Raw genomic sequence first — 18,346 nt, forward strand, 5'->3', positions numbered from 1 at the left:
ACCACTCATCCACACACACACACTCAAGCCCGCTGGCACCACGCCAGCGGGCTTTTTTCATATACACAGACACACAGACAGCGACGGCTCCGTCACGCGCATACCCCGACGATTACTGCTACGACGTGGGGATCCGCTAGGCTTAAACGCATCACACGTCTCCGTTCAGACGCGCCAAGGTGGCAGAGTCCGGCCATACGCATCTCCCTGCAGAGGAGAACCACGCCGGTTCAAATCCGGCCCTTGGCTTCTCGCGCTCGCCGGAAACCTGGTAGCCGTCGCTGTGTTCGCCGAAAGAAAACGGTTAAACTCCGGGCGACCCGTGGCTCACGTATGCAACGACGCGCCGCGGCTATTTACGTCGCGTTCTTCCTCGTCGTGGGGACGGCCTCGTTCTCGCTCATCGCGACAGCGAGCGCGCCGCAGCTCTCCTTCGAGAACCCCGAACACGAACTGAGTCAGGGAGACACGTTCACTGTCGACGGGCAAGAGTTCACCGTGTCCGGCATCTCCGCCGAGATCAAGGGCGGTGGCGGCGGTGGCCACGGCGGCGGCGGCCAGGCCCATCTCGTTCGCTCGGGCACGCTGGAGTACACGAACGACTCCGCGCGCTACACCGTCGAGTGGGCGAACGGCTCCGACATCACCTACGAGGGCCAGTCGTGGACGGTCCAAACGGACAACGCGTCTAACACGGTGACGCTGGTGGAGAACATCGACCGGAGTGCGATACTTCAGAACGACTCCGATGTCGAAAACGAGACGACGACCGTTGACGGGGAGGAGTATGTCGTCGAACGCGACGACGGAAACCGGACGTTGATCCCGGCGAACGAGTACTTCCCCGAGCCCGAGACGCGCGAGTACGCGGTCGGTGACGAACTCGACAACGTCGAGAACAACACCGCGACGCTCGTCTCCGTGACACCGGAGGCGGCCACGCTCGAGTACTTCGCGCTCCGCACCACCGAGATCTCGGTCGCCAACAAAGCGAACGTGAGTGTCGGTTCGACGACGTACTTCGCGTACTTCCCCGACAACTCGACGATGGTGCTCACCCAGGAGTTCGAGACGTACGATCGCTACCAGGAAACGACCGCGAGCCAGACAACGATGACGAACGGCCTGTGGGGCGTCACGATCCTCAGCGGCCTGTCCGCGTTCGTCCTACTGGGACTGGCGTACATGCCGTCGCGGTACTGAACGCGACACCGCTCCTCCGCGCAGTCCGGTGAACGCTGTTCTGTCGCGACCGCACTCGGCTCGCTCTGCTCATGTCGTTCGGTTCGCTCTTGGGTTCACATCACGGTCTGTCGCCGTCTGGATCTCGCTACCGCTCGACCACTACGGGCGCGACGGGATTTGAACCCGCGACCGTCGGATGACTTCCCTCGCCGGGGTCCCGACGCGGTTAGAAGTCCGACGCTCTGAATCCGGACTGAGCTACGCGCCCACGGATGGACGCACACGCGGCGACGGCAAAAGCGGCGCGGTCCCGCGCGACCGTGTTGCCCGTGCGGCGACCGTGACCGTCGTCGCCCGTCTCGCAGGCTTTAATCCCGCCACCGGCCAACGGACGGTGATGCGAGTCATCGGAACGGTCGGCCTGCCGGGCAGTGGAAAAGGCGAGGCCGCCGCGGTCGCCCAAGAGGAGGGCGTCCCCGTCGTCACGATGGGAGACGTCATCCGCGCGGAGTGTCGCGACCGCGGGCTCGACCCCGCCGAACACCACGGTGAGATCGCTCGCGCGCTGCGCGAGGAGAACGGTCCCGCGGCGATCGCCGAGCGCTCGATTCCGCTGATCGAGGAGGCCGCCGGCGCGGCCGACGCGGACGCCGTGCTCGTCGACGGACTGCGCGCCCCCGTCGAGCTGGCGCGCTTCCGCGAGCGCTTCAGCAACGACTTTACGCTCGTCGCCATCACCGCGCCGTTCGAGGTACGCGCCGAGCGGTTAGGTGACCGCGGGCGCGACGACTCCGATGTCGACACCGAGGCCCTGAAACAGCGGGAGGAGCGCGAACTCGGCTTCGGCATGGGCGAGGTCATCGACGCCGCCGACGTGTCGATCGACAACACCGACACGCTCGCGGCGTTCCGCGACCGCGTCCGCGCGGTGCTCCGCGGGAACGTCGCCGCCGCAGCCGAGGATGCTGCCGATGACGACGCTGCGGAGGTGGGAAAGTGACGACCGTCTACAGCGTCGACGCTCGGATCGAGGCGCCGGTGCGCGATACCGAGGTGACCGACCGCGTCCGCGACGCCGTCGAGGCGCTGTTCCCCGCCGTCGAGTTCGTCTCCGAGCCGGGCCTCCTCGTCGCCGAGACCCACTCGCTCGACGACTTCTCCGACAAGCTCCACGAGCAGGAGATCCTCGACACCGCGCGCCGGGAGTTCGATCGCAACCGCACCGACGACGGCTTCACGTTCAGCCTGAAGAAGCAGGCCGCCTTCCAGGGCGTCGTCAACTTCGCCGTCGGCGACCCCGACGAGTTGGGCGACATCGACGTCGCGGTGACCGTCCGCTCCCCGTCGGTCGAGGAGTACATCGACCACCTCGCGCCGCCGACGGAGGACGGCGCGCCCGTCGACCCCGACCGTCGTTGACGCTACGTGAACACCAAGACCGCCCCGAACAGTACCAGCACCCCGAGCACGTCACAGACGTTGGTGACGACGGGGATGACCACGTCGTCGGGGTCGAGCGAGAGTCGGTAGGCCGCATACGTCGCCACGAGCGTCACCGCCACCGCGAGAACGGCGAGCGTGACGCCGGCCGATAGCGCGACGACGAGCACCGTTCCCGGCCCGAGCGTCGTCTCGCCGACGAGCGACGCCAGCGTCCACGCGCCGAGCCCGATGACCGGAAAGAGCGTCACCGCGAGCGCGACCGTGGCGACGGCGTTGCCCGCGAGCTCGTCGTCCGTGGGGTCGAACGAGAGCGTCCCGAGGTGGAACGCCGTCGAGAGGCGCGCCGCGAGGATCGAGCCGAGGTTGCCGGCGGTGCCGATGGTGACGGGGACGAGCACGAGCAGCGACGGCGCCCGGAGTAGCCGCTCTTCGAACGCCCCGAGGACGAGCCCCGACCCCAGCTCGACGACCGTGAGCGCGAGCAACACGGGCAGCATCGCGCGGGTGATCGCTCGGACGGTCCAGTCGGTCGCCACCTACCCGCCACCCCCGAGGAAGCCGGCGATCGAAAGCGTCGCGCGCACCGCGACGAGGAGGAACAGCATGCCGAACACGTCCCCGGTGGTGGTGACGAGCGGGCCGACGAGCGTGTCGGGGTTGCGCCCGCGGCGGTAGCCCGCGAAGACGACGACCAGGACGACGGCGGTGAGCGCGATCCCGGACAGTAGTCCGGCGATCAGCGCCACCCCGACCAACACCGGCAGCGACGCCACGGGCGCGCCGAGCAGCGTGAGCACGAAAAACGCGAGCACCGCCGCGACCGTCGAGGCGAGCAGGCCGTTCGCGAGTGCAGCGGTGGCGGCGCGGCGGACCCGCTCGTCGCCGGCGCGCACCCGCGGCTCGACGAGCCCCTGGTGGAGGCCCGTGGAGAGCCGGGCACCGAAGCTCCCGTACACGTTCCCGCGGGTCGCAAGCAGCGCGGGGACGAGCACGAGCAGTCCCTCGACGGCGCGCAGCTCCGCGCGCATCCCGCCGAGGACGACCCCCGCGAGCAGCCCGCCGACGAGGCTGGCCCCGAGGGCGGGCAACGCCTCGCGGTACGCTTCCTCGGCGGTTTCACGCAGTTCCATCGACTAGGTCGACGCGCCGGGTCGACAAAAATCGGGTGCCCGCAACCGGGGGCGTCGACGCCGCGGCGCTCCTCCGTCGGGACCGACGCGCACTTGGTCGTGAACCGCCTCGTCCCGCCAATGACCGACTCGCAGGCGCGGGTGCTGTTGACGAACGACGACGGAGTCGACGCCGCCGGCCTCGCGGCGCTGTACGAGGAGCTGCGGGCCGTCGCCGACGTGACCGTCGTCGCGCCGGCGGAAAACCAGTCCGGGGTGGGGCGCGCGCGTTCCCGCGCCGTCGACGTCAACGACCACGAGTGGGGCCACGCGGTTCACGGCACGCCCGCTGACTGCGTCGCCTACGCGCTCCGGGCGCTGGAGACGGAGTTCGATCTGGTCGTTTCCGGCTGCAACCACGGACCGAACTGCGGCGAGTACATCATGGGCCACTCGGGCACCGTCGGCGCGGCCGTCGAGGCGGCGTACCTCGGCGTCCCCGCGGTCGCCGTCTCCGCGTACCACCGCGAGAAGTTCTTCCCGCCCGCGGAGTTCACCTTCGAGACGCCCGCACGGCTCACCCGCCTGCTCGCCGAGCGCGTGCTCGACCGCGGAGGCGATGACGTGGCCGGCGGGGGTGGCGCCGGCGTCGGCGACGGCGGCGGAGATCACGTCGCAGGCGGCGACTCCCGAGCGGATCTGGCGGACGCCGACCTGCTCTCGGTGAACGCCCCCGTCGACGCCGACGGCTGCGACCTCCGGCTCACCGAACCGCTCGCCGACTACGGCGTCGACGTGCGCGAGGCCTCCGCCGAGGAGCGAGAGACCCACGACGGCGACTGGCGGCTCGAGTCCGACTTCTGGGCGCGCCTCGATCAGCCGGGTCGGCACCCGACGCTGGAGCAGGTCGGCGACTCCTACCCCGCCTGGTCCGACCGCGCGGCGGTCGTCGACGGCGACGCGAGCGTCTCCCCGCTTCGCGTGCCCCAGACGGCGGTCCACTCCGAGCGGCTGGACGACCTCATCGCCGCGGTGAACCGCGCGTGGCGGACCGAACGCGAAGCGGTCGCGGACGACGACTGATCGGCTCGCGATCGCTGCCCGTCGTGCGGGCAGTTCCCGAACCGACGACAGTCACTCCACGACAGCCACGACGCCCGTGAGCGCCAGCGCCGCGACCAGCGCGCCCGCGAGGAACAGCGAGTGCCAGTCGAGCCACGGGGCGGCGACGCCGGCGATCGCGGCGCCGCTCACCGCGACGACGGCGGCGGGCGCGGCGACGCCGCCGAAGGCGCCGAGCGTGTCGAGGACGCCCAGCGTCCTACCGGTCCGTTCGGGGTACAGCCGCGAGAGGAGCCGGACGGCCACGGTCTTGTGGACGCCGGTTCCGAGGCCGACGAGCAGCATTCCGAGGACGACGACGCCAAGCGCGAGCGGTTCCGGGACCGGAACCGCGAGCACGAGCGCGCCGATCCCCGTGACGCCCGCGCCGGCGACGATTACCCACCGGACGCCGACACGGTCGGCGAGCGCGCCGCTGGGGAACTGCATCGCAGCGTAGACGGTCAACATCGCGGTGAACGCGGCTCCGAGCGCGGCCGTCGAGACGCCGAACCCGGCCTGAAACGTCGGAAACAGCGGGGGGAGCGCGTACCGGAGGAACTTCGCGAGAAACCAGATCAGCGCCGTGAGCGCGAGCACGTCGTACTCCGCGAGCGCGCGCAGCCGCGTCCCGACGCCGGTAGCCATCCGATCCGGTCGAGGGGGCTCGCGGGCAAAAGCCGCGCGGAAGCGGCCGGGCGGCCGCCGCCAGCTACGGCGGGTCGAACGAGGGCCGCGGCGTCACCCGAACGGCCCCATCCCGCCCATGCCGCCGCCACCGCCGCCGCCCTGCTGTTGCAGCTTCTTCATCATCCGCTGCATGTCGCCGTCGCCCATGTTGCCGAACTGGTCCATCGTCCGCTTCATCATGCTGTGCTGTTCGAGCAGCTCCTCGATACGCTCCTCGGGGACGCCCGAGCCGCGGGCGATCCGCTCCAGCCGGTCGCTCTTGATGACCGCGGGGTTCTCCAGCTCCTCCTCGGTCATCGAGTCCATCGCGATCTCGAAGCTCCGCATGCGCTCTTGGGTCACGTCCATCGCGTCGTCCGGGAGCTGGTCCATGATCCCGCCGCCCATGCCGGGGATCATGTCGAGCACCTGATCGAGTGGGCCCATGCGGTCCATCGCCTTCATCTGGTTGCGCATGTCTTTGAGGGTGAACTCCCCCTCCATCATGTCCTCGGGGTCCCAGTCGTCTTCCGCTTGGGTCTCCTCCATCGCGCGCTCGACGCGCTCGGAGAGCTGCTTGAGGTCGCCCATTCCCAGCAGCCGCGAGATGAAGCCGTTCGGCTCGAAGCGCTCGATGTCCTGTACCGTCTCGCCAGCGCCGAGGAACGCGATAGAGGAGCCGGTCTCGTTGACGGCCGTCAGCGCTCCGCCGCCCTTCGCGGTCCCGTCGAGCTTCGTGATGACGACGCCGTCGATGCCGATCGACTCCTCGAACTGGCGGGCCTGCTCTTTGGCGCCCTGCCCGATCGCGGCGTCGAGCACGAGCAGCGAGCGGTCCGGATCAACCGCGTCGTCGATCTGTTCGATCTCGTCGATGAGGTCGTCCTCCAGCGCGTGGCGGCCGGCCGTGTCGACGATGCGAACGTCGGCGTCGGCGGTCGCCTCCAACCCGTCGCGGGCGATCTGCACCGGGTCGTCGCCGTCGGGGTCGCCGTAGAACTCCACCTCGGCGTTCTCGGCCATCTGCTTGGCCTGGTCGTAGGCGCCGGGGCGGAAGGTGTCGGTCTGGATGACCGCCGGGCGCAGCCCCTTCTTCGAGAACCACCACGCCATCTTGGCGGCGGTGGTGGTCTTCCCCGAGCCCTGGAGGCCCGCGAGCACGATCGTCTGCTCCTCCAGCGGGATCTCGGTCGACTCCCCGATGAGGCCGACCATCTCCTCGTAGACGATCTTGAGGACGTGATCGCGGGCGGTCGTGCCGCCGGGGGGGTCCTCCTCCAGCGCACGGGTCTTGATGCTGTCCGACAGCTCCATGACGAGGTCCACGTCCACGTCAGCCGACAGCAGCGATCGCTGGATCTGCTTGACGACTTCCTGCACGTCGTCCTCGTCGATACGGGACTTCCCGCGGAGCGAGTCCATCGTGCTCCGGAGGGAACTCCCCAGATCGTCGAGTACCATCTTGTTGGTCGTGGTAGTCGGTCCGTGCGGTAAAGGCTTCCCTGTCCTCGATCCGTGTCCGTGAAATCGTGAATTCGTGGGCGTGTGGGTTCGTATGGGTTCGTGTGAGTGCCCGCACTGCGTCGGAGTCGCCGTCCTCGAAAGCCCCCGTGGCTGTGCGCTCGGTGCGGCCGCTGCGCTCCTCGGCTCGCTCCCTCCGGTCGTTCGCCCGCGGTGCTTGACGGTCCGCGCCTTCTCGCACAGCCACGGCCCCTTTCAGTCCCACCCGCCCACCCGCTGCGACCGCCCCGCCCCGCGCCCCCGCCTCTCCAGCCGACTCGCTCGTCACTCGCTCCGTTCGTTCCTCGCTTGCCCCTCGCGCGAACGGGCGCGACGAGCGCGCCCTCGCCGCACGCCACACGGTCGTCGGATTCGTACCGAACCCACTTCACGCCGTCTCGCGAATCACGACGCGTGTTCGGGCTCGACGCCGCCACGCTCGCCGCCTACGTCGCCGCCGCGGGTGCGCTGATCCTCGTCCCCGGGTAGGACACCCTCGTCGTGCTCACCCGCAGGTTCGCCTCACGCGCGGCGGGCGTCGGCGTCGCGTGCGGGGTCGCCGTCGGCGTCCTCGTCCACGCGACCGCCGCGGCGCTGGGGCTGGCGGCGATCTACCGCGCGGTTCCGGCGGCGGCGACGCTCGTCACGCTCGCGGGCTTCCGCCGGGGGCTGGTCACCAGCGTCGCGAACCCGAAGGTCGCGTTGTTCTTTCTCGCCTTCCTCCCGGGGTTCGCCGGCGGGGGACAGCCGGCGACGATGGCCGCCCCCGGCGCGGTGTACGCCCTGTTGACGGTCGCGTACCTCGCGGCCGTCGGCGCGCTCGCGGGCCGGATCGACGCGGTGGCGACCGGACGGGTCGCCGGGGCGATCCGGCTGGGGTCGGCGGCGGCGTTGGTCGCGCTGGCCGCGGCGCTGATCGCGCGGGTGGCGTGATCGGCCGGCGGCTGGGACGCGTCGCTCGGCGACGCGGACCGGACACCGGCTGCGCAGGCGGCCCAGCTATTCGGCTGCCGCCCCGCCGCCGTCGCGTCCGCGGAGGCGGTCGATCCGGTCGCCCAGCGCCACGGTCGCCGACAGCGGGTTCGGGACCCGCCGCCGCGACGGCTCCATCGCGTGCGCCTCGGCGTAGCGCTCGAACGCGTCGGCGACGGCGTCGGCGCCGACCCGCTCGGCCGCGAGGTCGTCCGCGGCGAGGACGCCGCGACGGGCGTACCACAGCCCCCCGACGAGCGCGCCGCCGGCGACGGCCACGAGCGGGCCGGTCGCCGCCCCGGGTCCGAACGCGGCGAGCAGGGACACCGCGGCGGCGACGACTGCACCGATCCGGCGGGCGAGCGCCCGCGAGCGGACGCGGCCCGCCTGCACCGCGAGCAGCGCGGCGCCGGTCTCGTCGTCGAAGGCGTCGAGGAACGTGCTCGTCACGAACAGCCGTCGGGTCGGCCCGACCCCGCGGACGTACGCGTTCGCGGTCCCCTCGTCGTCGGTGTCGAGCACGCGAACGTCGCCGACGAGGTCCGCTCCGAGCCCGGCGCGGTCCCGGAGGCGGTCGACCCGGGCGGCGTCGTCGCCGGTCGGGGCTCGCGTCGACCGGAGCGCGCCGACCACCCACGGCGACGCGGCGAGCATCACGACCACGAGCGCGACGAGTCCGACCGCGACGGCGACCGCCGAGGCGCCGGCGTCGACTCCGACCCGAAACGGCGTGAACGCGAGCGCGAACACGGCGCTCACGCCCAGCAGCCACCGCGCCATCCGGGCGACCGCTCGGCCGGTTCCGAGGTCGATGCCGCGTGCGGCACGGACGCCGGGTATCGTCGGCGCGTACGCGGCGAGCGCGACGGTGCCGGCGGCCCCCATCGTCAGGAACTCCGCGAGGAACACGTCGACCGGCCGAATTCCGGTCGAGGCCCCGACGAGGACGGCGCGAACGGCCGCGCCCAGATCGAGGATCGAGAGGAGACCGTACGCGAGCACGCCGAGCGGGAGCACGGCGCCGACGTACAGCAGGCGGTACTTCCGGACCGGGTTCGAGAGCCGGCGGGCGACGGCGCTGCCGCCCGCGCCGACGACCAGCGCGAGCACGCACGACAGCGCCCAGAACACCAGCGGCGGCGCGAGGTCTGGGATCGGAGTCGGGGCGGACTGGAGGGCGATCACGTCCGTCGGTGTCGGCGGTTCCACGAAAGGGTATCGACCGTCGCGCGCCCCCCCGGTGTCTCGGGCACCGCTCCCCGACGGACTCAAGGACGGCGGTGCCGTCCCCTCGCCTATGCGCATCGCCGTGCCCAACAAGGGCCGCCTGCACGAGCCCACGATCGAGCTGCTCGAACGCGCCGGCCTCCACATCGAGAACACCGCCGACCGGCAGCTGTACGCCGACACGGTCGACCCGGACGTGTCCGTGCTGTTCGCGCGCGCGGCCGACATCCCCGAGTACGTCGCCGACGGCGCCGCGGACGTGGGGATCACCGGGCTCGATCAGGCTCGCGAGTCGGGGCACGACCTCGTCGACCTGCTCGATCTGGCGTACGGTCGCTGTCGCCTCGTGCTCGCGGCGCCCGAGGACGGCGACATCAACGAACCCGCCGACGTGGCGGGGCTGACTGTCGCCACCGAGTTCCCCCGGATCACGCGCGAGTACTTCGACCGCGAGGGGATCGACTGCGAGGTCGTCGAGGTGACGGGCGCGACCGAACTCACCCCGCACGTCGACATGGCCGACGCGATCGTCGACATCACCTCCACCGGGACCACCCTCCAGGTGAACCGCCTCGCGGTCGTCGACGAGGTGCTCGCGTCGTCGGTCCGGCTGTTCGCCCGTCCGGACGTGGCTGACGACGGGAAGGTCCAGCAGGTCGCCACCGCCTTCGAGTCCGTGATCGCAGCCGAGGACAAGCGCTACCTGATGATGAACGCCCCGCGCGACGCGCTCGCGGACGTGAAGGAGGTGCTCCCCGGACTGGGCGGGCCGACGGTGATGGACGTGGCCGACGGCGACACCGAGCACGTCGCCGTCCACGCCGTCGTTGACGAGCGCGCAGTGTTCAAGGTCATCGACGACCTGAAGCGCGTCGGCGCCAGCGACATCCTCGTCACCGAGATCGAGCGGCTCGTGGAGTGAGGGGCCGACCGCGGGATTGCGCGCTGTGGACTCGCTTCCCTGGTACCCTGGTTCCCTGGTACCCCGGCTCTCCGGTTCGCCGTTCGCCGCTCGCCGCTCTCCGCTCGCGTCTCACCGTTCGTTGCTGTCGTCGCCGTTGTCGTCGTCGTTGGTGTCGCCGCCGCCGCGCCAGCGAAGCTCCGGCACCGCGATCCGCGGGTCGAACGGTCGCGCGGGAAGTCCCTCCCGGACCCGAACCCACGCGACCGTCGCGACCGTGCCGAGAGCGATCGCGCCCACCCCGAGCAGCCCGGCCTCGGGGCCGAACGACCCGCCGGTCACGAGCGCCGGGCCGGTCGGTTCGAGGTCGACGACGGCGGTGCCGACGCCGAGGCCGCTGACGGAGAAGCCATACAGCAGCCCCTGCGCGGCGTTCCAGGAGACGTGGACGCCCACCGGAAACGACAGGCGCCCGGTGAGCACGAAGCCGACACCGAGGAACGCGCCCGCGAACGTGACGCCGAGCGTCGAGGCGAGCGAGGCGCCGGGGTTGCCAGCGTGGAGCAGGCCGAAGACGCCCGCGGAGACGGCCAGTGCGCCCCCGACGGCGATGCGCTCGCCCGCGAACCGGAGGCCCTCGGCGACGTTGACCAGCAGGAGGCCGCGCGAGACGAGTTCCTCGTAGACCCCCACGACGAGGAACACGAGGAGCACGGCGCCGAAGCCGGCAGCCGTCCCCACGAGGGTGCCGGCGACGCGGAACCAGCCGGCCGCGAGGCCGACCCCAGCGATCGCGGTCTGGAGGCCGACCCCGAGCGCGAGGCCGGCGACGAGGTCCGCGAGCCAGCCGGTCTCCCTGCGCAGCCCCAGGTCCGCGAGCGCGCGGCGGTCGACGTATCGGGCGGCCGCCAGCGTCGCCCCGGCCACCGCGAGCATCGGGAGGACGGTCGATATCGGAGCGGACAGCCCGAGGATGCCCGCGGCGCCGCCGCCGCCGACGAGCGCGACGGCGATCGCGAGGAGGGCGACGCCGAGCCGGACCGGCGCGCGCGGGCGACGCTCGGCGTCGTTCCAGACGGTCGACCGGACGGCCGCCCGGCCGGCCCGGGCGGCGTCGAAGACTCGGTTCATCCGGGCGCAGTCTGGTAGATCGCGAGCAGGCTGTTGATCCCGTACGCCGCGAGGATCGTGAGCGCGTAGTGCATCGCGGTGATCATCGCGGTGCCGCGGCGATTCAGCCCGTACGCCAGGTACACCACGGCGTAGTCGACGACGAGCGCGATCGCGATCACCGCGGCCGGCGGAAGCACGGCCGCCGACAGCCCGACCAGCGCCATCGCGACGCCGGGTGGAACGGCCTGTCGGAGTTCGGCCTCGCCACCGAGCACGAAGTACGCCGCCGTGTTCGCGAGCAGCGTCGACAGCACCGCGATGAGGAGGACGCCGCCGAGGATTCCGAGGGGAGACGACTGCAGCAGCACGCTAGCCGAGCAGTCCCAGTTCCGAGAGCCGGTCGGAGATCACGCCAACGGCGGCCTCGGCGTCCGACGGCTTCGTCCCGCCGGTGATGACCAGCTTGCCGGAGCCGAACAGCAGCGCCACCACGTCGGGGTCGTCGATGCGGTAGACGAGCCCGGGGAACTGCTCGGGCTCGTACTCGATGTTCTCCAGGCCGAGCCCGATCGCGATCGCGTTCAGGTTCAGATCCGCGCCCAGGTCCGCGGAGGTGACGATGTTCTGGACGGTGATCTCGGGGTCCTCGTCGATCGGGATATCCAGGGCCCGCAGCTCGTCGAACACCATGTGGAGCGCCTCGTGGACGGCATCGGTGCTCTTGGCGCCCGTGCAGACGATCTTGCCGGAACGGAAGATGAGCGCGGCGCTCTTCGGGTCGGCCGTGCGGTAGACGAGCCCGGGGAACTGCTCGGGATCGTAATCCGCCCCTTCGAGGTCCATGGCGACCGTCTGGAGGTCCAACTCCTGATCGATCCCCGTCGACGCGACGACGTTCTCGATGTTAATCGACTCCGTGGGGTCAGCCATTCTCACGTGATCCGACTGTTTAAACGAATAAAGTAGTACCGCCCCGCCCGATGCGGATTCACGCCGTGGGTTGCCGCCGGCTCCGGGCGGTGCTCGGGCTGCGCTCGGGCGGCGACGCCGCGCGGACGAACCCGTGCGTTCAAGCGCCGCGCCCCCGCAGTCTCCCGCGTGTACGGCTTGGAGTTCGTCGGCGATGAAGACCGGTTCGCGGCGCTGGAGGCGGGCGTCGCCGCCGCCGGGGTCGAGCGGGTCGCCCCGGGACTGGCCGTCGCCGACGCGGTCGACCCCGACCGACTGGCCGGGCTGGCGTACACCAGGCGCGCGCTCGACCTGCTCGGGCGGACAGACGCCGACCCGCGAAGCGCCCGCGCAATCGTCGAGGCGGCGAGCATCGAGCGGGAGGGGACGGTCGCCGTCCGCGCGCGCGTCCTCCGCGACAGCGCCGCCGTCTCGACGAGCGAGGTCGAGCGCGAGTGCGGGAGCGCGCTCGTCGCGCGCGGCTTCGCGGTTGACCTGGACGACCCCGACCACACCCTCCGCGTGCTGTTCGCCGACGGCGCCTGCCTCGTCGGTTGGGTCGTCGCCGAGTCGGTCCGCGACTTCTCGGCGCGCCGCCCGACCGATCGCCCTTTCTTCCAGCCGGGGAGCATGGCGCCGATGGACGCCCGCGCGTACGCCAACCTCGCGGGGGCCGGTCCGGGCGCCCGCGTCCTCGACCCGATGTGCGGGACCGGCGGCGTGCTCATCGAGGCCGGCCTCGTCGGTAGCGACGTGGTCGGCAACGACGCGCAAGCGAAGATGGCCCACGGCGCCCGCGAGAACCTCGCGCACTACCTCGGCGGCTCGGGCGTTGACCGCGTGGTGATCCGCGGCGACGCCACCGACCTCGCGCTCCGAACTGACGCGGTCGACGGGGTGGTGTTCGACGCGCCCTACGGCCGGCAGTCGAAGATCGCGCGCCACAGCCTCGACGACCTCGTGGGCGACGCGCTCGCGGAGGCCGCACGGGTCGCCCCGCGAGGGGTGCTCGTCGCGGATCGGTCGTGGCACGAGGCGGCCGTCGACGCCGGCTGGCGCGTCACCGACTCCTTCGAGCGACGGGTCCACCGGAGCCTCGTGCGACACGTGCACGTGCTGGAACGGGCGTAGCGCGAGCGGCTCCCGCCGGTGACGACATCTCCCGGCGACCATGGCGGCTGCTGTCTCGCGAACCGAGACCGGCTGAAAAACGAAGCCCAGCTACGTCTCGCCGAGCAGCTCGTCGACCAGTTCCTCGGGGTCGAACCGTCGGAGGTCGTCGTACCCCTGCCCGACGCCGAGAAAGAGGATCGGCTTGCCCGTCACGTACGCGATGGAGATCGCGGCGCCGCCCGAGGAGTCGGCGTCGGCCTTCGTGAGGACGGAGCCGTCGATCGCGGCCGCGTCGTCGAACTCCTGGGCGCGCTTGACCGCGTCCTGCCCGGCGACCGCCTCATCGACGAAAAGGGTGAGGTCAGGGTCGACGACGCGGTCGATCTTCTCCAGTTGGGCCATCAGGTCGTTGCTCGTGTGGAGGCGACCGGCGGTGTCGCCAAGGACCACGTCGACGTCGTTGGCCTCGGCGTACTCGACGCCGTCGTAGATGACGGCGGCGGGGTCGCCGCCCTGCTCGTGGGCGATGAGCTTCCGGTCGAGCGCCTCTGCGTGCTCGCGGATCTGCTCGTTTGCTCCGGCGCGGTAGGTGTCGCCGTTCGCGAGCACCGACGAGTAGCCGCGCTCACCGAGCCACTCGGAGAGCTTCGCGATGCTCGTGGTCTTCCCGACGCCGTTGACGCCGGTGAACACGACGGTGACGGGCTTGTCCGCCTCGGCGATCCGCTGCTCGAGGTCGAACTGCCCGACGCTGATCACGTCCAGCAGCGCGTCGTGGAGCGCCTCCGTGACGAGCTGGTCTGTCGTCTGCACCTGCGCGCGCGTCTCGCCGAGCATCTTCTCGCGGACGGTTTCGAGGATGCGGTCGGCGACGCTCATCTCCACGTCGCTGGACAACAGCGCGAGTTCCAGGTCCTGAAGGGGCTCTTCGAGGTCTTCTTCCTCGATGATGACCTTCCCGGTCGCGAACGCCGCCGCGCGCTTGAGCCGGCCCGGTCCCGAGGAGTCGTCGGCCGCCGGCTTCCCGTCGGGTTCGGCCGCCGCCGACTCTTCGGCCGCCGGCGCGCCCGTCTGCTCGGATTCGCCGGTCTCGGGAGTCGCCTCGGCGTCGGCTTCCTCGGCCTTCTTTTCGACCTCCCCGGCGGCGTCGTCGGACGCGGTAGCGTCCGACTGACCAGTCGAGGTGTCCTCGACGACGTCCTCTCTGAACGAGGAGAGCTTGTCCTTCAGGCCGTCGAACATCCCTTACTCGTCCCCGTCGCCGCCCTCGTCGGACATCTGCTGCATCTGCTGCATCTGCTGTTGCTGCATCTGCTGTTGCATCTGCTGGGCCTGCTGTTCGAGCTGCTGACTCTCGGCCTCGAGGTCTGCCTTCTCCTCGCTGACGGTGTCGATCTGCTCGTCGAGGGTCTCCTTGCGGCGCTCCAGCGCCTCGACGGCGTCGCCTTCCTCCAGCTCGGCGGCGTAGTCGCCGCCGAGGCTTACGACGATCTCGTCGAGGTCCTGCACCTCGGCGCGGACGTACGCGCCCCCGCCCAGCGGCACCTGCACCGTCGAGCCGGTCTCGATCTGGCCGATGGCCTCGATCGCCTCGTCGACGTCGCTCTGCTCCTGTCGGAGGTCGTCGATCTCGTCTTCGAGCTCCTCGATCTCCGCTTCGATCGCCTGGATCTCTTGGGAGATCTGCTGCATCTGCTGCTGACCCGGACCGCCGCCACCACCGAGACTCATTCGGCGACCACCTCGCCGATCTCGATCTGGGTGCGGTTCAGGTTGTGCTCGGCGCCGAACTTCGAGAGGACGTGCTCGCGCGCGACGTTCTCGTTGACCGCGTCGATCGAACGGGTGAACGCCTGCATCCCGTCTCGGGTCTTGAACTGACCGCTAACAGTGAACTGGCTCATGTGCCCGAAAAACCGCTCGGGAGCGGGAAGTACCTTCCGACTCGGGGACCGAGCCGGGCCGACGCCCGCGGCGGCGACCGTCGGAACGGTTCGTCGTCCGGAGCCTCGCTTCTTCGAGGGGCGGCTCGCCCTACTCGATGAACCCGAGCGTGTCGTCGATCCGACCCAGCTCGGGGCCGGTCGTGTCTCCGCCGACGGCGTACCCGTCGTCGTTGGCGAGCAGCCCCGAGCCGACCAGCGGCGCGCCGTAGTTGACGGTACCGAGATCGGCGTACGCGTCGAGGTGCTCCTCCAGCGCCTCCAACTCCGGCTCCTCGCTGTGCGGGTGACAGAGGACGCCGGTGTTGTTGGCGACCGCGGCGGTGCCGACGGTGTTGACGCCGCCGAGCGACCCCCGCTTCACCGGCACGTCGAGCACGTCCCCGACGACGGCGACCGCCTCGTCGGACAGCTCCGGGTGGACGTACGCGCCGTAGTCGTTCGCGAGGACGACGTTGCCCGCGGCGTTGAGCTTCCCGGGGAGGCGCTCGACGGGGTCGTCGGTCGCCTCGCGGATCGCGTCGATCTCGCGGTCGGTCGCCTGTCGGGAGACGAGCGTCCCGTTCTCGTTGCCCGCGGTGAGCGCGCCGACCGTGCCGGAGCCGCCGACGGTCGTGCGGAGCACGTCGACGCCGAACTCAGCTTCGAGTTGGTCGGCGAGGTCGTCTTCCACGTCGGGCCGCACCACGAGGCAGTCGCTGGCAGCGTGCGCGTAGACTCCGACGTACGACGACCCGGCGAACGAAACGCGAAGCACGCCTCAGGCCGGCTCCGCCTCGACGACGATGTCGCCGTCCTCGTCGAAGCGGGCCGCGCGCAGGCGCACCGTGCTCGGCGGCTTCTGACGCCCGCGCGCCCAGACGGTCTCGTTGACCGCGGGGTCGAGACGGACGTCGCCCTCGTCGACCGAGAAGTGCTTCGCCAGGTGCGCGCGGATGAGCGACATCGCCTTGTCGCCGCGCTCCTGAGATGGCGCCTGCTTCGCCTCGCGGAGCGGGACCGTGACGACGCGCTCCTCGAAGTCGTTGGCGCTCATTTACTCGTCGGTGTCCGAGCGCCGCCAGTGGCGTCGCTTCGGGTTGCGGGTCACTTCCATATCGGTCTTCATCATCACCCACGCCGGAACGCGGCTGTTCTGCCGCTCCAGCTTGGCAAGGCGCTTCTTTTTCGCCTTGGATTTCTTGGTCATGGTATCCGGCAGATTCTCCGTCAGTAGGGAAAACCCTGTCCATCCGGGAGCGCTTCGCCGGTGACGCCGGGGGACGGCTCCGCGACGCGACGCCCGTCGTGGCGCCCGACGCGACGACCGATGCGCCACCGGTCGCGACGGCCGAAACGGCGACCGATCACAGTCCCGCGAGCGACCCGACTCCGGCACCGATGGCCGCCGCGAGCGCCCCGCCGAGGGCGACACGGACGGCCGCCTCCAGCACGTCGCGGCCGACGAGCCGGACCCGAAGCGACGCGATGATGGCCAGTTCGACGGCGACGACGCCGACGGCGAGGAGGTAGCCGACGCCGAGGTTCGAGAGCACGACGAGCGCCGGGAGCGCCCCCGCGAGGAACGCCCCGCCGCCGGCGAAGGCGGCGCGGCGCAGCGGCTCGTCGGCCGCCGAGAGCGCGCCGTCGTCGTCGCGTGCGGCCGCCAGCCCGGCGTGGAGCGCCACTCCGACGGCGGCGGCCAGACCGACGAGCCCCGCGGTCCAGCCGTCGACAGCGACCGCGGCGGCGAACAGCGGCGCCGGCACCACGACGGCCCCGGCGGTGAGCCCCGCCAGCGCCGGCTCGCTCACCCGGTACCGAAGCGTCGTCCGCGTCTGGCCCCGTCCGCGCATTCGCTCGGGCTACCCCGTCAGGTGTCATAAAGGCGACGCCGGTTCCGCCGGCGCAGGACCGCGATTCTGCGGCTCGCCGACCCGTCTCGTTGCCCGTCCCCGACCCGGTCGCCGTCGTGTCCACGTTCGCGGTCGCCGCGGCGAAACCGGCTTGTGGGTTCGTCCCCGCCTTCCGGTAATGACTCCGGCCGGCGTCGGCGCGTTCGTCTCCGTCCCCGCTATCGCGGGGATCCTGCCACTCGTCGTGGAGGCGCTGGGCCGGGTCGCACGCATCGCGGTCCTCATCGCCGTCGGCGTCTTCCTCGCGAACGTCGCCGTCGAGTTCGGCCTCGTCGAGCGGGTGGCCGGCTTCTCGCGGTACCTCACCGGCCCCGCGAACCTCCCCGACGAGGCCGGCACGGCCATCGTCACGACCGCGGCGTCGACGACCGCGGGGTACGGCATGCTGGCGGACTTCCGCGAGTCCGGCCGGCTCTCGGACCGCGCGACGATGGTCGCCGTCGTCATCAACACGTTCTTCGGCTTCGTCCAGCACCTGTTCACGTTCTACGTCCCGGTCGTCATCCCGATCCTCGGCCGCGAGACCGGCGTGCTGTACGTCGGGACGCGCGGCGCCATCGCGCTTGGGATCACCCTGACGGGCGTGCTGGCGGGGGCGCTGCTGTTGCGCGGCGAGACGGGCGAACTCGACCCGCCGGACGCGGACGCCGCGGCGCCGGACGGCGGCGCGGCGGACGCCACGCCGGGCGACACCGACGACGGGGCGGGGCTCCGCGACAAACTCACGGCGGCTGCCGAGTCGACGCGGTCGAAGCTGACCCGGATCGTCCCGCGGCTCGCGCTGGTGTACGTGCTCGTCACGGTGCTGGTCGCCCGCGTCGACCTCCGGGCGCTCTCGGCGGTGGCGGGGCCGCTGGCCGACGTGGCGGGGCTCCCCGCGGCCGTCGTCCCCGCCATCGTGATCTTCGTCTTCGACACGACCGCGGGCGCGGCCGCGTTCGCCCCCCTGATCGGCACGACGCTGACACCCGAGCAGGCGGTCGCGGGGATGCTCGTCGGCGGGATCGTCTCGTTCGCGTTCTCGACGTTCAAGCGGTCGATCCCGTTCCAGTACGGCGTCTGGGGGCCGGAGTTCGGCTCGAAGGTGATCGCGGTGAACACGGCGCTGAAGGTACTGTTCATCTCGGTCGCGCTGGTCGTGTTCCTCGCGTGAGCGGGCCGTGACCGCCGCGGAGGCGCCGGACCCCGCCGGGCCGGTCGCGCGGCGAACCCGACGGATTGAGTAGC

23 protein-coding genes and 2 tRNA genes are annotated in these 18,346 nt (G+C 71.2%); 9 read left to right on the plus strand and 16 right to left on the minus strand.

Annotation, left to right across the window (positions count from 1 at the left end; genetic code table 11):
* The first annotated feature begins 173 nt into the window (after positions 1-173).
* Positions 174-249 (plus strand) — tRNA-Cys (locus BUE16_RS08310).
* An 84-nt stretch (positions 250-333) separates the two neighbouring features.
* Entirely contained in the window at positions 334-1,203 is an 870-nt protein-coding gene (locus BUE16_RS08315; protein ID WP_073308525.1) for a hypothetical protein, read from the plus strand.
* 144 nt (positions 1,204-1,347) lie between these two features.
* Here the strand turns inward: BUE16_RS08315 and BUE16_RS08320 are convergent.
* Positions 1,348-1,453, minus strand: a tRNA-Arg gene (locus tag BUE16_RS08320).
* A gap of 129 nt (positions 1,454-1,582) precedes the next feature.
* On the opposite strand from BUE16_RS08320, the gene BUE16_RS08325 reads away from it, so the two are divergent.
* Both BUE16_RS08325 and BUE16_RS08330 read left to right on the plus strand, forming a co-directional pair.
* Positions 1,583-2,185 (plus strand): AAA family ATPase, encoded by a 603-nt coding sequence (locus tag BUE16_RS08325; RefSeq protein ID WP_073308527.1) that lies wholly within the window; start codon positions 1,583-1,585, stop codon positions 2,183-2,185.
* Positions 2,182-2,604: an RNA-binding domain-containing protein gene (locus tag BUE16_RS08330; RefSeq protein WP_073308529.1), complete on the plus strand. Its 423-nt coding sequence runs from the start codon at positions 2,182-2,184 to the stop codon at positions 2,602-2,604. Before BUE16_RS08325 ends, BUE16_RS08330 begins: the two co-directional genes overlap by 4 nt.
* Before the next feature lie 2 nt (positions 2,605-2,606).
* Here the strand turns inward: BUE16_RS08330 and BUE16_RS08335 are convergent, their stop codons facing one another.
* Together BUE16_RS08335 and BUE16_RS08340 are read right to left on the minus strand one after the other, a co-directional pair.
* Entirely contained in the window at positions 2,607-3,164 is a 558-nt protein-coding gene (locus BUE16_RS08335; RefSeq protein ID WP_073308531.1) for a magnesium transporter, read from the minus strand.
* A complete protein-coding gene (locus tag BUE16_RS08340; protein WP_073308533.1) occupies positions 3,165-3,758 on the minus strand; it encodes a magnesium transporter in 594 nt (197 codons plus the stop codon).
* Positions 3,759-3,878: 120 nt separating this feature from the next.
* On the opposite strand from BUE16_RS08340, the gene surE reads away from it, so the two are divergent.
* The gene (gene surE / locus BUE16_RS08345; RefSeq protein ID WP_073308535.1) at positions 3,879-4,820 is read left to right on the plus strand and encodes a 5'/3'-nucleotidase SurE; all 942 of its coding nucleotides are present in this window, start codon (positions 3,879-3,881) and stop codon (positions 4,818-4,820) included.
* A gap of 51 nt (positions 4,821-4,871) precedes the next feature.
* Here surE and BUE16_RS08350 read toward each other — a convergent pair whose 3' ends face one another.
* Positions 4,872-5,486, minus strand: coding sequence for an MFS transporter (locus tag BUE16_RS08350; protein WP_073308537.1), 615 nt, complete (start codon positions 5,484-5,486; stop codon positions 4,872-4,874).
* 93 nt (positions 5,487-5,579) lie between these two features.
* Positions 5,580-6,968 (minus strand): signal recognition particle protein Srp54, encoded by a 1,389-nt coding sequence (locus tag BUE16_RS08355; protein ID WP_073308539.1) that lies wholly within the window; start codon positions 6,966-6,968, stop codon positions 5,580-5,582.
* 540 nt (positions 6,969-7,508) lie between these two features.
* Between BUE16_RS08355 and BUE16_RS08360 the strand changes: the two genes are divergently transcribed.
* Complete coding sequence (locus tag BUE16_RS08360) at positions 7,509-7,940, plus strand: LysE family transporter (protein ID WP_234972369.1); 432 nt, start codon at positions 7,509-7,511, stop codon at positions 7,938-7,940.
* A gap of 66 nt (positions 7,941-8,006) precedes the next feature.
* Here BUE16_RS08360 and BUE16_RS08365 read toward each other — a convergent pair whose 3' ends face one another.
* Complete coding sequence (locus tag BUE16_RS08365; protein ID WP_234972370.1) at positions 8,007-9,188, minus strand: peptidase; 1,182 nt, start codon at positions 9,186-9,188, stop codon at positions 8,007-8,009.
* A gap of 88 nt (positions 9,189-9,276) precedes the next feature.
* Here BUE16_RS08365 and hisG point away from each other — a divergent pair, with 88 nt between their 5' ends.
* On the plus strand, positions 9,277-10,128 hold the full coding sequence (gene hisG / locus BUE16_RS08370) for an ATP phosphoribosyltransferase (RefSeq protein WP_073308541.1): 852 nt from the start codon (positions 9,277-9,279) through the stop codon (positions 10,126-10,128).
* A 111-nt stretch (positions 10,129-10,239) separates the two neighbouring features.
* Here hisG and BUE16_RS08375 read toward each other — a convergent pair whose 3' ends face one another.
* Genes BUE16_RS08375 through BUE16_RS08385 form a run of 3 tightly spaced genes read right to left on the minus strand, consistent with a single transcriptional unit; the run spans position 10,240 to position 12,150 of the window.
* Positions 10,240-11,238: a CPBP family intramembrane glutamic endopeptidase gene (locus BUE16_RS08375; protein ID WP_073308542.1), complete on the minus strand. Its 999-nt coding sequence runs from the start codon at positions 11,236-11,238 to the stop codon at positions 10,240-10,242.
* Complete coding sequence (locus BUE16_RS08380; RefSeq protein WP_073308544.1) at positions 11,235-11,588, minus strand: DUF7473 family protein; 354 nt, start codon at positions 11,586-11,588, stop codon at positions 11,235-11,237. Before BUE16_RS08380 ends, BUE16_RS08375 begins: the two co-directional genes overlap by 4 nt.
* Before the next feature lies 1 nt (position 11,589).
* On the minus strand, positions 11,590-12,150 hold the full coding sequence (locus BUE16_RS08385; protein ID WP_073308546.1) for a TATA-box-binding protein: 561 nt from the start codon (positions 12,148-12,150) through the stop codon (positions 11,590-11,592).
* A 177-nt stretch (positions 12,151-12,327) separates the two neighbouring features.
* On the opposite strand from BUE16_RS08385, the gene BUE16_RS08390 reads away from it, so the two are divergent.
* Positions 12,328-13,299 (plus strand): THUMP domain-containing protein, encoded by a 972-nt coding sequence (locus BUE16_RS08390; protein WP_079991587.1) that lies wholly within the window; start codon positions 12,328-12,330, stop codon positions 13,297-13,299.
* A gap of 90 nt (positions 13,300-13,389) precedes the next feature.
* Here the strand turns inward: BUE16_RS08390 and ftsY are convergent, their stop codons facing one another.
* The 7 genes from ftsY to BUE16_RS08425 all read right to left on the minus strand — a co-directional run bounded on the left by ftsY (position 13,390) and on the right by BUE16_RS08425 (position 17,059).
* Complete coding sequence (gene ftsY / locus BUE16_RS08395; RefSeq protein ID WP_073308551.1) at positions 13,390-14,523, minus strand: signal recognition particle-docking protein FtsY; 1,134 nt, start codon at positions 14,521-14,523, stop codon at positions 13,390-13,392.
* 3 nt (positions 14,524-14,526) lie between these two features.
* Positions 14,527-15,012 carry a prefoldin subunit alpha gene (pfdA, locus tag BUE16_RS08400; RefSeq protein WP_073308553.1) on the minus strand — a complete coding sequence of 162 codons (486 nt, stop codon included), beginning with the start codon at positions 15,010-15,012 and terminating at the stop codon, positions 14,527-14,529.
* Positions 15,009-15,185: a 50S ribosomal protein L18Ae gene (gene rpl18a / locus BUE16_RS08405; protein ID WP_073308555.1), complete on the minus strand. Its 177-nt coding sequence runs from the start codon at positions 15,183-15,185 to the stop codon at positions 15,009-15,011. The genes pfdA and rpl18a overlap by 4 nt, the downstream gene beginning before the upstream one ends.
* Positions 15,186-15,315: 130 nt before the next feature.
* On the minus strand, positions 15,316-15,981 hold the full coding sequence (locus tag BUE16_RS08410) for a translation initiation factor IF-6 (protein ID WP_073308556.1): 666 nt from the start codon (positions 15,979-15,981) through the stop codon (positions 15,316-15,318).
* 3 nt (positions 15,982-15,984) lie between these two features.
* Complete coding sequence (locus BUE16_RS08415) at positions 15,985-16,260, minus strand: 50S ribosomal protein L31e (RefSeq protein WP_073308558.1); 276 nt, start codon at positions 16,258-16,260, stop codon at positions 15,985-15,987.
* Entirely contained in the window at positions 16,261-16,413 is a 153-nt protein-coding gene (locus BUE16_RS08420) for a 50S ribosomal protein L39e (RefSeq protein WP_073308560.1), read from the minus strand. It abuts the gene before it with no gap.
* 157 nt (positions 16,414-16,570) lie between these two features.
* The gene (locus tag BUE16_RS08425; RefSeq protein WP_073308562.1) at positions 16,571-17,059 is read right to left on the minus strand and encodes a hypothetical protein; all 489 of its coding nucleotides are present in this window, start codon (positions 17,057-17,059) and stop codon (positions 16,571-16,573) included.
* Between the two features lie 178 nt (positions 17,060-17,237).
* On the opposite strand from BUE16_RS08425, the gene BUE16_RS08430 reads away from it, so the two are divergent.
* Positions 17,238-18,272: a nucleoside recognition protein gene (locus BUE16_RS08430; protein ID WP_073308564.1), complete on the plus strand. Its 1,035-nt coding sequence runs from the start codon at positions 17,238-17,240 to the stop codon at positions 18,270-18,272.
* The last annotated feature ends 74 nt before the right edge of the window (positions 18,273-18,346 follow it).

It is taken from the genome of Halobaculum gomorrense (genome assembly GCF_900129775.1).
Classification (GTDB): Archaea; Halobacteriota; Halobacteria; order Halobacteriales; family Haloferacaceae; genus Halobaculum; species Halobaculum gomorrense.

Excerpts from the sequence above, each read along its gene's own strand:
- pfdA (WP_073308553.1), bottom strand. The coding sequence starts at position 15,012 with ATGAGTCTCGGTGGTGGCGGCGGTCCGGGTCAGCAGCAGATGCAGCAG.
- BUE16_RS08315 (WP_073308525.1), top strand. The coding sequence starts at position 334 with ATGCAACGACGCGCCGCGGCTATTTACGTCGCGTTCTTCCTCGTCGTG.
- BUE16_RS08375 (WP_073308542.1), bottom strand. The coding sequence starts at position 11,238 with ATGAACCGAGTCTTCGACGCCGCCCGGGCCGGCCGGGCGGCCGTCCGG.
- BUE16_RS08340 (WP_073308533.1), bottom strand. The coding sequence starts at position 3,758 with ATGGAACTGCGTGAAACCGCCGAGGAAGCGTACCGCGAGGCGTTGCCC.
- BUE16_RS08355 (WP_073308539.1), bottom strand. The coding sequence starts at position 6,968 with ATGGTACTCGACGATCTGGGGAGTTCCCTCCGGAGCACGATGGACTCG.
- BUE16_RS08425 (WP_073308562.1), bottom strand. The coding sequence starts at position 17,059 with ATGCGCGGACGGGGCCAGACGCGGACGACGCTTCGGTACCGGGTGAGC.
- rpl18a (WP_073308555.1), bottom strand. The coding sequence starts at position 15,185 with ATGAGCCAGTTCACTGTTAGCGGTCAGTTCAAGACCCGAGACGGGATG.
- BUE16_RS08415 (WP_073308558.1), bottom strand. The coding sequence starts at position 16,260 with ATGAGCGCCAACGACTTCGAGGAGCGCGTCGTCACGGTCCCGCTCCGC.
- BUE16_RS08325 (WP_073308527.1), top strand. The coding sequence starts at position 1,583 with ATGCGAGTCATCGGAACGGTCGGCCTGCCGGGCAGTGGAAAAGGCGAG.
- ftsY (WP_073308551.1), bottom strand. The coding sequence starts at position 14,523 with ATGTTCGACGGCCTGAAGGACAAGCTCTCCTCGTTCAGAGAGGACGTC.
- hisG (WP_073308541.1), top strand. The coding sequence starts at position 9,277 with ATGCGCATCGCCGTGCCCAACAAGGGCCGCCTGCACGAGCCCACGATC.
- BUE16_RS08420 (WP_073308560.1), bottom strand. The coding sequence starts at position 16,413 with ATGACCAAGAAATCCAAGGCGAAAAAGAAGCGCCTTGCCAAGCTGGAG.
- BUE16_RS08430 (WP_073308564.1), top strand. The coding sequence starts at position 17,238 with ATGACTCCGGCCGGCGTCGGCGCGTTCGTCTCCGTCCCCGCTATCGCG.
- surE (WP_073308535.1), top strand. The coding sequence starts at position 3,879 with ATGACCGACTCGCAGGCGCGGGTGCTGTTGACGAACGACGACGGAGTC.
- BUE16_RS08350 (WP_073308537.1), bottom strand. The coding sequence starts at position 5,486 with ATGGCTACCGGCGTCGGGACGCGGCTGCGCGCGCTCGCGGAGTACGAC.
- BUE16_RS08385 (WP_073308546.1), bottom strand. The coding sequence starts at position 12,150 with ATGGCTGACCCCACGGAGTCGATTAACATCGAGAACGTCGTCGCGTCG.